At 42.0% G+C, this 12696-nt stretch carries 13 protein-coding genes and 1 other RNA gene; 8 read left to right on the top strand and 6 right to left on the bottom strand.

The genetic code is table 11. From position 1 onward, the window contains the following. On the top strand, positions 1–348 hold the full coding sequence (locus OCV27_RS03300) for an ATPase (RefSeq protein WP_125322753.1): 348 nt from the start codon (positions 1–3) through the stop codon (positions 346–348). Between the two features lie 267 nt (positions 349–615). On the opposite strand, the gene hipB is transcribed toward OCV27_RS03300, so the two are convergent. The 3 genes from hipB to smpB all read right to left on the bottom strand — a co-directional run bounded on the left by hipB (position 616) and on the right by smpB (position 2003). Continuing rightward, entirely contained in the window at positions 616–804 is a 189-nt protein-coding gene (gene hipB / locus OCV27_RS03305; RefSeq protein ID WP_125322752.1) for a type II toxin-antitoxin system antitoxin HipB, read from the bottom strand. Between the two features lie 249 nt (positions 805–1053). Beyond that, positions 1054–1451: a transfer-messenger RNA gene (ssrA, locus tag OCV27_RS03310) on the bottom strand. A gap of 66 nt (positions 1452–1517) precedes the next feature. Next, entirely contained in the window at positions 1518–2003 is a 486-nt protein-coding gene (gene smpB, locus OCV27_RS03315) for an SsrA-binding protein SmpB (protein WP_125322751.1), read from the bottom strand. A 118-nt stretch (positions 2004–2121) separates the two neighbouring features. Between smpB and OCV27_RS03320 the strand changes: the two genes are divergently transcribed. Next, positions 2122–2565, top strand: coding sequence for an SRPBCC family protein (locus tag OCV27_RS03320; protein ID WP_125322750.1), 444 nt, complete (start codon positions 2122–2124; stop codon positions 2563–2565). Next, positions 2555–2872 carry an RnfH family protein gene (locus tag OCV27_RS03325; protein ID WP_125322749.1) on the top strand — a complete coding sequence of 106 codons (318 nt, stop codon included), beginning with the start codon at positions 2555–2557 and terminating at the stop codon, positions 2870–2872. Before OCV27_RS03320 ends, OCV27_RS03325 begins: the two co-directional genes overlap by 11 nt. A 66-nt stretch (positions 2873–2938) precedes the next feature. Here OCV27_RS03325 and bamE read toward each other — a convergent pair whose 3' ends face one another. Then, the gene (gene bamE / locus OCV27_RS03330; RefSeq protein ID WP_125322748.1) at positions 2939–3301 is read right to left on the bottom strand and encodes an outer membrane protein assembly factor BamE; all 363 of its coding nucleotides are present in this window, start codon (positions 3299–3301) and stop codon (positions 2939–2941) included. Between the two features lie 205 nt (positions 3302–3506). Next, positions 3507–5171 (bottom strand): DNA repair protein RecN, encoded by a 1665-nt coding sequence (gene recN, locus OCV27_RS03335; protein ID WP_125322747.1) that lies wholly within the window; start codon positions 5169–5171, stop codon positions 3507–3509. A gap of 246 nt (positions 5172–5417) precedes the next feature. Between recN and sodC the strand changes: the two genes are divergently transcribed. Further along, a complete protein-coding gene (sodC, locus tag OCV27_RS03340) occupies positions 5418–5930 on the top strand; it encodes a superoxide dismutase family protein (RefSeq protein ID WP_125322746.1) in 513 nt (170 codons plus the stop codon). 81 nt (positions 5931–6011) lie between these two features. Here sodC and nadK read toward each other — a convergent pair whose 3' ends face one another. Beyond that, entirely contained in the window at positions 6012–6896 is an 885-nt protein-coding gene (nadK, locus tag OCV27_RS03345; protein ID WP_125322745.1) for an NAD(+) kinase, read from the bottom strand. 144 nt (positions 6897–7040) lie between these two features. Between nadK and grpE the strand changes: the two genes are divergently transcribed. The 4 genes from grpE to dnaJ all read left to right on the top strand — a co-directional run bounded on the left by grpE (position 7041) and on the right by dnaJ (position 12676). Beyond that, positions 7041–7646, top strand: coding sequence for a nucleotide exchange factor GrpE (grpE, locus tag OCV27_RS03350; protein WP_125322744.1), 606 nt, complete (start codon positions 7041–7043; stop codon positions 7644–7646). Between the two features lie 281 nt (positions 7647–7927). Beyond that, on the top strand, positions 7928–9199 hold the full coding sequence (locus tag OCV27_RS03355) for a dicarboxylate/amino acid:cation symporter (protein WP_125322772.1): 1272 nt from the start codon (positions 7928–7930) through the stop codon (positions 9197–9199). Positions 9200–9429: 230 nt separating this feature from the next. Further along, positions 9430–11346 carry a molecular chaperone DnaK gene (gene dnaK, locus OCV27_RS03360; protein WP_125322770.1) on the top strand — a complete coding sequence of 639 codons (1917 nt, stop codon included), beginning with the start codon at positions 9430–9432 and terminating at the stop codon, positions 11344–11346. Between the two features lie 190 nt (positions 11347–11536). Then, positions 11537–12676, top strand: a complete 1140-nt coding sequence (dnaJ, locus tag OCV27_RS03365; protein ID WP_125322769.1) for a molecular chaperone DnaJ — start codon at positions 11537–11539, stop codon at positions 12674–12676. The last annotated feature ends 20 nt before the right edge of the window (positions 12677–12696 follow it).

The following is a 12696-nucleotide window of genomic DNA, read 5'->3' on the forward strand; positions in this document are numbered from 1 at the left end:
ATGAGAAAGCGCACTTTAATAGCATACTTGGGCTCTATTGGTCTTATTTTGATCTCACTATGGCTGCCAATGATGGCATTGGCAGCAAGCCAAGATCCAATGGCTAAAGACAGACAATTGGAGAAAGCAGCAAGTGAGAAAATGAGGTTTTACGTCAAATATCATCAAGGAAAGCAGCAGCCAGTGAGAGAGCTGTTGCAAGCCAATAGCCTAGAAATATTAGACGCACTGGATGATTTACAGGTGCTGGTTGTCTCAGGCCCTAAAGATAAGCTGAAACAGCTCGAAGGAGATGATTTGATTGACTATATCGAACCAGAGCCGATTCGGCAGTTGTATTCTCAGTAGATCAGCGTATTGAGGCTATCCCAACTTTGTGCACAAACAGGCTAAACTTCTTCAGTCCTGATTTTTCACGTGTCTCAAATTACAACTTATATGTTGTTTGTTGTTTTAAATACAACATATGAGTTGTTTAGAAAGGCTGGTACAACTAATAAGTTGTTTGAGTTTACTTACCTGGCCTTTTAGATATATGGTTGCAATGAATTTGCACGGGTTCGCTTACCATTCTTATTGTTAGTTTTTGCATTACCAACTCTCACCATTGCCATCTCACAAAGTTACCTGCGCTTTTTCTTGGATACTCAATGTTAGATCCATTGCTTGGACCAGATTAAAGAAGATAGAAAGCGTCGTTTTATTTGGGTTATTCTCGAAATTTGAGATTGTTGCTTGCTTGATGCCGACTTTTTTCGCAAGCTCCGATTGTGTCCAGCCATTCTTCTGGCGTGTGAGTAACATTATGCCTACCAATTGCTTTGGACTATATCATTGGTGCCAGCCCACTATAGGGTATGGTACTTCTTAATATCCCCTAGTGGGGATATTTGGCTGAACCTCTATGAGTAAATAAATACTCATTACCCTAAAGAGGTGATGAGCTTGATTAGAGTCGTTATAAAAGCGCGAATATTGGGAAGTGGTTAAATAAATTCTAATTGATATGGAAAAAAAGGCCCAACTCTGTCGAGCTGGGCCTTTCCAAACGTTTGGTGGAGCTGGCGGGATTTGAACCCGCGTCCGAAAACCATTCATCCTTGGTACTACATGCTTAGTCGATCTTTAATTTCGCCACCCATCTGCGAACCGACACGCTAATGAATGACTAGCCTGAATTAAACTTCGCCGTTCATCTCTCAGGCAGGAGAATCCGGGCTAGCGCGTTTGGGTTTTAATCCTCATTATTCCCCGTCTTACGTGCGAAAGCTAGGGTGAGAACATCCTAGTAGGTTATTAAGCTACTTTTAAGCTGCAAGCAGAGCTTGTTCGTCAGCAGGATTAAATACGTCGTTATTTGCGACTATTTTTTTGCGGCTTTTTACGTGGCCAACCGCCCCACGGCATGCACCTTAGACTGCAAAATTCCCGTCGAATCCTGAATCAGCCCCAAGTGTTATAAGCATAGTACCAGAAAAGGCTACTCTGTCTAGGCCTGTGCGTCTAAGTGCTCATTATTAACGCAATGCGCTTTTCATAACTCGCGCTTTTTGGCGTTGCCAATCTTTATCTTTGAGGTCGTCTCGCTTATCGTGAAGCTTTTTACCTTTGGCCACACCTATTTTGATCTTCACCCACGAGCGAGACCAGTATAGTGAGAGCGCAGCCAGGGTCATACCTTCACGGTTAATGCGTCCAAATAAGTTATCGAGCTCGCGACGGCTCATAAGCAGTTTGCGTACTCGTGTTGGGTTAGCAACAACGTGTGTCGATGCCTGATTAAGGGGAGTGATCGTCATACCACTAATAAATGCTTCACCGTCACGCATAAAGACGTAGCTTTCTGCGATATTCGCTTTACCTTCACGAAGTGACTTAACTTCCCAGCCTTGTAGCTCCATGCCGGCTTCAATTTCATCATCGATGAAATATTCGTGACGAGCTTTTTTGTTGAGAGCGATGGTATTACTACCCGCTTTTTGCTTTGATTTTTTCTTTGCCATAATAGCGCCATTATACGGTGAGGAATCTAGATAAGAAATCCCTTTATTTACGATGAGCGTAAATAAACGTAAAATTGATACATGTCAGCTGTTTTGGCATGTGTTACGAGGAATCTATATGAAGCAAGTCAGCCGTTCAGCTTTGGTGTCATTTAGCACACAGCAGATGTTTGATTTAGTCAATGATGTTGCTAGTTATCCTGAGTTTTTACCAGGGTGCTCTGGGGCTCGCGTGATTGAGTCTAGTCACTCTTCGATGGTAGCTGCTGTTGATGTTTCGAAAGCAGGGATTAGTAAAACCTTTACGACGTCAAATGAATTAGTCAATGGTGAAGCTATTTTGATGAGCCTTGTTGATGGACCATTTAAAAGCTTAAAAGGTGGCTGGTTCTTTACTGAGCTGGATGAAAAAGCGTGTAAAGTTGAGCTTAAACTTGAATTTGAATTTTCTAGTAAAATGGTTGAAATGGCGTTTGGTAAAATATTTAGTGAGTTAACCGGTAACATGGTTAATGCATTTACTCAACGCGCAAAGCAGGTGTACACATGTTATGAGTATTGAATCTGAGATGATCCATGTCGAAGTAGTTTATGCCTTACCGCATGAACAGCGTGTATACACTTTGGTTGTCAATCAATCGATGACGGTTGAAGACATTATTCGCCAGTCTGGGGTATTAGAGCAATATCCTGAAGTGGACCTATCGGTAAATAAAGTTGGTGTGTTCAGTCGTAATACCAAACTTAATGCAACGGTGAGGGATAAAGATCGCATCGAAATTTATCGTCCTCTGCTTGCCGATCCGAAGGAAATTCGCCGTAAAAGAGCTGAACAAGCGAAACAGTCAAGTCGATCTGCTTCTTTGTGATTGTCAGAAATAGAAAAAGGGTTGAAGCATCTGCTTCAACCCTTTCAATTGTTTAAAGCTATTGTTTTAGCGGATTTGCTCAAAGAAATTTGAACTAGCTGGGAAGTCACCTTCTATGTTAACGAGTTCACCTTTGCCGCTAAAGTGGGCGATAAGGTTCTTTTGTACCGAGTCCTGATGGCCTTCAGTCTGATGATCAATATAATACCAAGTATTAGGATAGCCATTTTCGATTAGCATGGGTGAACCTAAAACAAAACGCACTTGCTCTTTGTTCATGCCAAACTTCAATTTATCGACAGCTTTTTGTTCAACATAGTTGCCTTGATTTATATCAATCCGGTATACAAGCTTTTCCAATAGGGAGCAGCCAGTTAAAAGTGTTATAGAGAGTGGAAGCGCGATAACAAGCCACTTTTTTATTTGCATATGAATAGATTCTTGTAACGGAAATTTCGTAAATTGGGCTGATGATAAACAAGCTGGGCGCTAAAGTAAAAAACTCATCTTGTTTTGAACTGTTTCAGACCGCTATTTTTGAGTTAAGTTGCAAAAGATAGCCAAAATTTAGAAAAGTTTTAGTGCTAATGGTCAATACACCCAGTAGAGCGAGTGTATTTTGTTCAAGCCATTTTTAAGCTGCAATAAGTAATTCTTTCGCATTAGCAATGGTTGACTCGGTAATTTCACTGCCACCTAGTAGTCGAGCCAGCTCTGAGATTCGTTGTTCAGTATTTAGAGCGTGCATTTGTGTTTCTGTTTTGCCAGCCTTTGTTTGTTTAGCAACAAACAATTGTTGGTGCCCACAGCCAGCAACTTGAGGTAAATGCGTCACGCACAGCACTTGTGTTGACTGCCCAAGTTTACGCAGCATTTTGCCTACAACCGCGGCTGTTGGGCCGCTAATGCCTACATCAACTTCATCAAAAATAAGACTTGGAGTATCCACTTTTTGGGCTGTGATGACTTGAATCGCTAACGATATCCGCGATAATTCTCCCCCTGATGCAACCTTTGCAATAGGCTCTAAAGGTTGACCTGGGTTAGTTGAGACTAAAAAGCACACGTTATTTATTCCAAGAGGAGAAGGGTGAGAGTTGTGTTTATCAACGTCGATGCAAAATTGTGCTTTTTCCATACTCAGCTCTTGCATGCTGGTGGTGATTAATTTGTTGAGTTCTTTGGCGTAGCGACAGCGAGACTTACTTAGTTTTTCAGCGCTAGTGAGAAAACCTTGGTAAGTTTCTGCTACACCTTGTTGTAGTTCATCAAGTTTTTCATCTGAGCAATCCAGTGCCCTAATCTGCTGTTGCAGATCTTGGTGGTGTTGATAGAGCTCGTCAGGCAGTACATGGTGTTTGCGCGCGATTGACATGACTTTTGAGAAACGCTCTTCAACATAGGACATGCGTGCGGGATCAACTTCAATATTATCGAGGTAGCTACGTAGTTCACAGTTTGCTTCTTCGATTTGAATCATGGCTTCTGCAAGCATAGCCGGAAGCTGAGTGAGCGAATTATCTAGCTCAGCTAACTGGATCAAGGAATTGTTGGCTGATTGGAGAATACCAAGTGCATTAATCTCTTCACCTTCATATATAAGTTCAATGGCTTGTTGGCAGGTGGTCGCCAGTTCTCCGCTGTTGGATAATCTTTTATGTTCTTGTTCGAGTCGTTCATATTCACCCTCGTCAAGAGAGAGCTCATTTAGCTCTTTTATTTGGTATTCAATGAGTTGTTTTTTCGCTAAGTTAGCCGCGCTATTTTCTTTGAGCTGTTTTAAATGATTATCAGATTGACGCCAAGTTTGATAAGCATTACGGGTGCTTTTTAATAAATTATCATGTCCAGCGTACTGGTCTAGCATGGTCATTTGATAGTCATTTTTCATTAATTGATGATGAGCATGTTGGCCATGTATGTTGATTAATAATTGCCCGAGGCTTTTGAGTTGTGAAAGTGGTACTGGGCTGCCGTTAATAAAGGCTCTTGAACGGCCTTCTTTGTTGATAATTCGACGTAAAATGCAGTCATTGCCATCGAGCAGGTCATTATCTTCTAGCCAGCGAGTGGCGTTCACATTATCGTCTAAAGTGAAAGCAGCACTGACTTCAGCCTTCTCTTCTTTTTGCCTTACCATACAGGCTTCTGCTCTTCCTCCCAAACATAACCCAAGTGCATCGATGGCAATAGATTTCCCAGCCCCTGTTTCACCAGTAATCGTGGTCATGCCGCTTGAAAGTTCAAGTTGTAAAGACTTAACAATTGCAAAGTTATTAACACTTAAGTGAGCCAGCATTGTCACACCTGCTTAAATTAAAATACTGTATAAGAAAACAGTATATACTGTTTTTTTGTACAGTAAATACTGTGGGGTTAAATTATTTTAACTTTATCATTACCAGAGAGATTGTTGTTGCCTATGGTATTAATAGGTGGTTTTGATTTCACGAGTCAGTGGTAAAGGCGTTATAGTTGGTGAGACTTGTATCAATAGCTGATAAGAAAGTTTGCCTTACAGATAAGAATTAATGGAGAATACCTCATGTACAAAACACAACTTGCTTCCATGATGATGCTTTTTTCGGCTACAGCATTGGCTGATACCGCCAGCGTGGAAATGGTCGATCTAAATTCAGGAAAAACTCTTGGTACCGTCTCAATTGAGCAAACCTCTTATGGCTCTGTTTTTGTGCCTAATTTGAGTGGTTTACCCGCAGGTCTGCATGGCTTTCATATTCATACCAATGCATCTTGTGACAGTATAATGAAGGATGATAAGACAGTTTTAGGCGGCGCAGCCGGTGGGCACTATGATCCTAAAGGAACAGGTAAGCATGGGACTCCTTGGAGTGATGATAACCACCTTGGTGATTTGCCTGCGCTTTACGCTGATGCTAAAGGTATGGCAACTCAGCCCGTATTAGCACCAAGAGTACAGCTAAGTGATGTTAAAAATAGAGCACTTATGATCCATGCGGGTGGAGACAACCATTCGGATCACCCAGCCCCATTAGGTGGCGGTGGATCGAGAATTGTATGTGGTGTGATTAAATAACTTACAAGCCATAGATATAACAAAAAAAGCCAAATGATATCTTTGGCTTTTTTTTATTAAAAACTCTAAAAGTTTTCAGAATTAAAACAATCGGCTTGACCAGCCTAGTTTATTTCTTAGGACGTGGTAGTAGCTGTAATCTTTTGGATGAATAAGATTTAATGTGTTGGGGCTTTGATAAATATGAACCTCGTCTCCTGGGGATACAGGCAGAGAAACTTGTCCATCACAACTTACCTCTTGTGTCCCTCTATTTTCTGGTGACACAACGAGTCGAATACGGCGTTTACTATCAACAACCAGAGGACGGCTCGAAAGTGTGTGTGGAAACATAGGTACGAGAGAAATAGCATTAAGACTCGGAGACAGAATCGGACCTCCCCCCGATAGAGAATAAGCTGTCGAGCCTGTAGGTGTAGAAACTATCAACCCATCAGCACGGAGAGAGAAGGCGAAGCTCTCATCGATATACACTTCAAATTCAATCATGTGAGCAACTTGGCCAGGGTGCAACACAGCTTCATTCAATGCCGCATTATGACTTTTAACTTGGCCATGGCGGTGAACTTCTGCTTCAAGTAAGAAGCGCTCTTCAGCAATAAATTTACCGTCCAACACATTTTTCAATGCCGTTTGAAAATCTTCAGGGTTAAGATCCGTTAAGAACCCCAAACTTCCCCTGTTAACACCAATGACAGAAATGTTAAATCGTGACAGGACTCTTGCGGCTCCGAGCATATTACCGTCACCTCCAACGACAATAGCTAGATCGGCAGCTTTACCAAGTTGAATAAGACTGGAAAAATCTTTGGCTGGTACATCAGTCAAAATATCGGCTAATCGGTCATCAATAAAAACCTGATATCCTTCAGATTTAAGCCAGTTATATAGCTCTCTGTGAGTCTGAATAGCTTGCTGATCTCTGGGTTTACCAATGATGGCGATCACTTCAAAAGGCTTTTTCATAGATTTTCCGCACTAAATAGGCTTGATTCGACAATCTTCATCCCCATAATAATGGCAAGTTAGCTATTTATGCGAATTTTTATGTATCTAAAAGCAATAAACGTGACACTTTAGATACAGATGGAATTAAATTCTGGAGATATCATGAGCAACGAAGAAAACAAAATGAAAGAAGAAGAACTACAGCAGCAAGAGACGGTACAAGGTGTTGAAGCCGAAGTTGTAGGTACTGAGGCTGATATCGAATGGAATGAAGAGACAGAAAATGTTGAGCAAGATTCAAAGATTGCCCAACTTGAAGCGGCTCTGCTTTCTAGTGAATCAAAAGTAAAAGATCAGCAAGATGCGGTATTACGTGCGAAAGCAGACATTGAAAATATGCGTCGTCGTACCGAGACTGAAATTGACAAGGCGCGTAAATACGCATTGAACAAGTTTTCTGAGGAATTACTTCCTGTTATCGATAACCTAGAGCGTGCGATTCAGTCAGCGGATGTTGAAAATGAAGCGGTTAAATCAATCGTCGAAGGTGTTGAGTTAACACATAAAACCTTTGTTGATGTGGTCGCAAAATTTGGTCTTAAAGAAATTAACCCTGAAGGGGAAACCTTTAACCCAGAATTGCACCAAGCAATGTCTATTCAGGAAAGTCCTGAACATGAGCCCAATACAGTCATGTTTGTGATGCAAAAAGGCTATGAGCTCAATGGTCGAGTTATTCGCCCAGCGATGGTTATGGTTTCTAAATAATAATTATTGCGAATGTTTTTATGTAAAGAGAGGTGGTTACCTCTCTTTTTTTGATCTTGTCAGAGCACTTGAGGAGCGAGATTCGAATCTATTGATTTATTAAATTATTTACTAAAGAAGCCCGATAAGAAAAATAATTTCCTATTTGATAAATGTAACACTAAAGTGAACGGCCGCTTTATTTTGTTACCTTTGCGTGTATTATGTGCGACTTCCGCCACGAATATGGTTGGAATAAATTATAAAACCATAAAATACACACAACATCCTGGAGATGAATGATGGACAAATCTCTATCGAGCAAAATTTTTGTCGGCTTGTTTGCTGGCCTAATGATAGGCACTGCAATTCAATACCTGTTTAGCGGGGTCGCTATCTTTGATACCTATTTACTTGGCGCAGCGGAAGGTGCAGGGGGAATGTTTGTATCATTGATCAAACTCCTTGTTGTTCCTCTAGTTTATGTGTCCATTGTATGTGGTATTGTTGATCTTAAAGACATCACTGCATTCGGTCGTTTAGGTGGCAAAACCTTCGCTCTCTATATAATCAATACCATTATTGCCATTGCAGCGGCTTTGACTGTAGGTCTAATTTTCCAACCAGGCGCTGATGCAAATTTGGCTGGAACCATTTCAGAGTCAGTTAAACTGACTACTACCGAAACTCCTGATATTTTTTCTTTGGTAGTCAATATTGTACCGAGTAATCCAGTTCAGGCGTTTGCTAATGGTGATATGTTGCAAATCATCTTCATGGCTATTTTGACAGGTCTTGCTATCCAAGCTTTGGATTCTCGAGGTGGACCAGCTATCCGTACCTTTAAGTTAGCTAATGAAATTATGATGAAGCTCGTTGGCTTAGTGATGAGTCTTGCCCCGTACGGTGTATTTGCCCTAATGATTCAATTAGGTGCAACGTTAGATGCTCATACTTTAGGGTCTGTTGCTAGCTATGTGGCTTTGGTCGTTGCGATGCTAGTGTTCTGGATTTTCGTTTTCTACCCAATGGCAGTAGGCATTTTTACGGGGGTTTCTCCTAAGACATTCCTGCGTGCAACGCGTGAGCAAATTCTGTTCTCACTATCGACAGCAAGCTCGAATGCGACAATTCCAGTTACGATGAGAACACTGACAGAGAAGCTAAAAGTTTCAGATTCAGTTGCAGGTTTTGGTGTACCACTGGGCGCAACTATGAATATGTCAGGTGTGTCTATCTACATCGCGCTTGCGACTATTTTTGTTGCGAACGCCTTTGGCCAGCCAATTAATTCGGCAGATGTCTTCACTCTGGGTTTGACTATTTTGCTACTCTCTATTGGTGCAGGTGGGGTGCCAGGTGGCGGTGTAGTTATGGTTGGTGTATTGCTTCATCAACTGGGCTTACCACCAGAAGGTCTAGCGATTATTGCAGCTGTGGACCGTATCAATGATATGTTCTGTACATCTTCAAACGTGGTTGGTGATACAGCCGTTAATACCATTGTTGCTAAAACAGAAGATGAAATTGGTAAAGAAGATCACAAGGTACAGCCAGCTGAAGCGAATGCTTAACCCTATATAACAAAATTGTTAAGCGAGGCTAATAGCCTCGCTTTTTTTATATTAATTTTTCATTTTTTTTTCATTATCCCCTTGAAATGGCATTTACTGCCCTTATTTATTTGGCATGAATGAAACAAACAAAATTGTTTTAGTTTGTAAGTAAGGGTTGAATCCCTGTTCTCCATCCCCACATAGGGGATATAGCGAAACGAAAATAGAATTTATTCGGAGATAGCCTGATGGGTAAAATCATTGGTATTGACTTAGGTACTACTAACTCTTGTGTTGCTGTTCTTGACGGTGACAAGCCTCGTGTAATCGAAAACGCGGAAGGTGAGCGTACAACAGCATCAGTAATTGCATATACAGATGGAGAGACGCTAGTAGGCCAGCCAGCTAAACGTCAAGCGGTAACCAACCCTGAAAATACGCTATTTGCAATTAAGCGTCTGATCGGTCGTCGTTTTGAAGACGAAGAAGTGCAGCGTGATATCGAGCTAATGCCTTACAAAATTGTTAAGGCAGATAATGGTGATGCTTGGGTTGAAGCTCAAGGCCAAAAAATGGCAGCGCCTCAGGTGTCTGCTGAAGTATTGAAGAAAATGAAGAAAACGGCTGAAGATTTCCTTGGTGAGGAAGTTACTGGCGCAGTTATCACAGTTCCTGCTTACTTTAACGATGCTCAGCGTCAGGCAACTAAAGATGCTGGTCGTATTGCAGGCCTAGAAGTAAAGCGTATCATCAACGAACCTACTGCTGCCGCTTTAGCTTACGGCTTAGATAAGAAAGGTGGTGATCGTACTATCGCAGTTTACGACCTTGGTGGTGGTACATTCGACATCTCTATCATTGAGATTGACGAAGTTGAAGGCGAGAAAACATTCGAAGTACTTGCAACAAACGGTGATACTCACTTAGGTGGTGAAGACTTCGATAACCGTATGATCAACTACTTGGTTGATGAGTTTAAGAAAGAGCAAGGTATCGACCTTAAAAACGATCCTTTAGCGATGCAGCGTGTTAAAGAAGCAGCAGAAAAAGCGAAAATTGAGCTTTCTTCTACTTCACAGACTGACGTAAACCTACCTTACGTTACTGCTGATGCTACAGGTCCTAAGCACATGAACGTAAAAGTGACTCGTGCGAAACTAGAATCTCTAGTTGAAGACTTAGTTCAACGTTCACTTGAGCCATTAAAAGTTGCTCTTGCAGATGCTGATCTTTCTGTGGGCGAAATTACTGACGTTATCCTAGTTGGTGGTCAGACTCGTATGCCAATGGTTCAAGCAAAAGTGGCTGAATTCTTTGGTAAAGATGCACGTAAAGATGTTAACGCTGATGAAGCCGTAGCAATGGGTGCTGCTGTTCAAGGTGGTGTACTTGCTGGTGATGTAAAAGACGTTCTTCTACTTGACGTAACTCCTTTATCTCTAGGTATTGAGACTATGGGTGGCGTGATGACCAAATTGGTTGAGAAGAATACCACTATCCCAACCAAGGCGAACCAAGTTTTCTCAACAGCAGAAGATAACCAGAACGCAGTGACCATCCACGTTCTTCAAGGTGAGCGTAAACAGGCGATGTACAATAAATCTCTAGGTCAATTTAACCTAGAAGGTATTCAGCCAGCACCACGTGGTATGCCTCAAGTTGAAGTTACTTTTGACCTCGATGCTGACGGTATCCTACACGTATCTGCGAAAGATAAGCAGACGGGTAAAGAACAGAAGATCACTATCCAAGCTTCTGGTGGCCTTAGCGATGATGAAATCGAGAAAATGGTTCAAGAAGCAGAAGCAAACAAAGAAGCGGACAAAAAGTTCGAAGAGTTAGCAACTGCACGTAACCAAGCTGATCAAATGATTCATGGCACGCGTAAGCAAGTTGAAGAAGCGGGTGAAGCACTGCCAGCAGAAGACAAAGAAAAGATTGAAGCTGCAATTTCTGAGCTTGAAGAAGTCAAAAGCGGCGATGATAAAGACGCGATTGATACTAAAGTTCAAGCGCTAATGACAGCTTCTCAAAAGCTAATGGAAATTGCTCAGCAACAAGCTCAAGCACAACAAGCAGGTGCGGAAGCTGGTGAAGAACAGCCTAAGCAAGAAGATGACGTGGTTGATGCTGAGTTTGAAGAAGTTAAAGACGAGAAAAAATAAGCTTTAACTCGGACTTAGCTTAATGCAAAATTGCGGGCGTTTGAGGTAACTCATTCGCCCGTCTGTTTGTAGTAGGCTTGTCAGTCTAGATAATGGTTCTTGAAGCGGTAATCTCGAGTTTTTATCTAGAAATGATATAAACACCAAGCGACAAGTGGTCGTTTGTAGTAATAAATTGGTGACGAAGAACATGTCAAAACGTGATTTTTACGAAGTATTAGGCGTCAGTCGTGATGCATCAGAGCGTGATATAAAAAAGGCTTATAAACGCCTTGCTATGAAATTTCACCCCGATCGAAATCAGGGTGATGACTCTGCTGCTGAAAAGTTTAAAGAAGTAAAAGAAGCGTACGAAATCCTCCTTGACCCTCAGAAAAAAGCAGCTTATGACCAATATGGCCATGCTGCATTTGAACAAGGTGGCATGGGAGGTGGTGGCGGTGGCGCTGGTGCCGATTTTGGTGATATCTTTGGTGATGTGTTTGGCGATATCTTTGGTGGAGGTCGTCGAGGTGGTGGTCAGCAACGTACTCAGCGCGGTGCAGACTTGCGCTACAACATGGAATTATCTCTAGAAGATGCCGTTCGTGGTGTTTCTAAAGAGGTTGAAGTTCCAACACTGGTTAACTGTGACATTTGTGATGGCAGTGGAGCGAAAAAAGGCTCAGCTCCTGAAACCTGTGGAACTTGTCATGGCCATGGTCAGGTCCAGATGCGTCAAGGTTTTTTTGCCGTACAGCAAACCTGTCCTACTTGTCATGGTAAAGGTAAGATCATTAAAGACCCATGTAATTCTTGTCATGGTCAAGGTCGTAAGCGCAAGACTAAAACACTCAATGTTAAGATCCCGGCAGGTGTTGATACGGGTGACCGTATCCGTTTATCTGGTGAAGGTGAAGCGGGAGAAATGGGCGCACCAGCGGGTGACTTATATGTTCAGGTTCATGTTAAAGAGCACCATATCTTTGAACGTGATGGCAATAACTTGTACTGCGAGGTGCCAGTGAGCTTTGCAATGGCTGCACTTGGTGGTGAAGTTGAAGTACCGACATTAGATGGCCGTGTGAACCTTAAAGTGCCGACTGAAACTCAAACTGGCCGTATGTTCCGTATGCGTGGTAAAGGCGTGAAAGGCGTTCGTGGCGGTGGGGTTGGTGACTTAATCGTTAAATTAGTGGTTGAAACACCAGTTAAACTAAGTAGCCGCCAAAAAGAATTGCTCAAAGAATTTGAAGAATCGTGTGGTGGCGAAGCGGCAACTCGTCATAAGCCTAAAGCCGAAGGTTTTTTCAATGGTGTCAAAAAGTTTTTTGATGACCTAACCAGTTAACGTTTACATTATTAACAAAG

Origin of the sequence: Vibrio pectenicida, assembly GCA_024347015.1 — a bacterium.
Taxonomy (GTDB): Bacteria; Pseudomonadota; Gammaproteobacteria; order Enterobacterales; family Vibrionaceae; genus Vibrio; species Vibrio pectenicida.

What these genes read in the sequence shown, in the direction of transcription:
- OCV27_RS03300 (WP_125322753.1), top strand. Translation starts at nt 1, where the DNA reads ATGAGAAAGCGCACTTTAATAGCATACTTGGGCTCTATTGGTCTTATT.
- hipB (WP_125322752.1), bottom strand. Translation starts at nt 804, where the DNA reads ATGTTACTCACACGCCAGAAGAATGGCTGGACACAATCGGAGCTTGCG.
- smpB (WP_125322751.1), bottom strand. Translation starts at nt 2,003, where the DNA reads ATGGCAAAGAAAAAATCAAAGCAAAAAGCGGGTAGTAATACCATCGCT.
- OCV27_RS03320 (WP_125322750.1), top strand. Translation starts at nt 2,122, where the DNA reads ATGAAGCAAGTCAGCCGTTCAGCTTTGGTGTCATTTAGCACACAGCAG.
- OCV27_RS03325 (WP_125322749.1), top strand. Translation starts at nt 2,555, where the DNA reads ATGAGTATTGAATCTGAGATGATCCATGTCGAAGTAGTTTATGCCTTA.
- bamE (WP_125322748.1), bottom strand. Translation starts at nt 3,301, where the DNA reads ATGCAAATAAAAAAGTGGCTTGTTATCGCGCTTCCACTCTCTATAACA.
- recN (WP_125322747.1), bottom strand. Translation starts at nt 5,171, where the DNA reads ATGCTGGCTCACTTAAGTGTTAATAACTTTGCAATTGTTAAGTCTTTA.
- sodC (WP_125322746.1), top strand. Translation starts at nt 5,418, where the DNA reads ATGTACAAAACACAACTTGCTTCCATGATGATGCTTTTTTCGGCTACA.
- nadK (WP_125322745.1), bottom strand. Translation starts at nt 6,896, where the DNA reads ATGAAAAAGCCTTTTGAAGTGATCGCCATCATTGGTAAACCCAGAGAT.
- grpE (WP_125322744.1), top strand. Translation starts at nt 7,041, where the DNA reads ATGAGCAACGAAGAAAACAAAATGAAAGAAGAAGAACTACAGCAGCAA.
- OCV27_RS03355 (WP_125322772.1), top strand. Translation starts at nt 7,928, where the DNA reads ATGGACAAATCTCTATCGAGCAAAATTTTTGTCGGCTTGTTTGCTGGC.
- dnaK (WP_125322770.1), top strand. Translation starts at nt 9,430, where the DNA reads ATGGGTAAAATCATTGGTATTGACTTAGGTACTACTAACTCTTGTGTT.
- dnaJ (WP_125322769.1), top strand. Translation starts at nt 11,537, where the DNA reads ATGTCAAAACGTGATTTTTACGAAGTATTAGGCGTCAGTCGTGATGCA.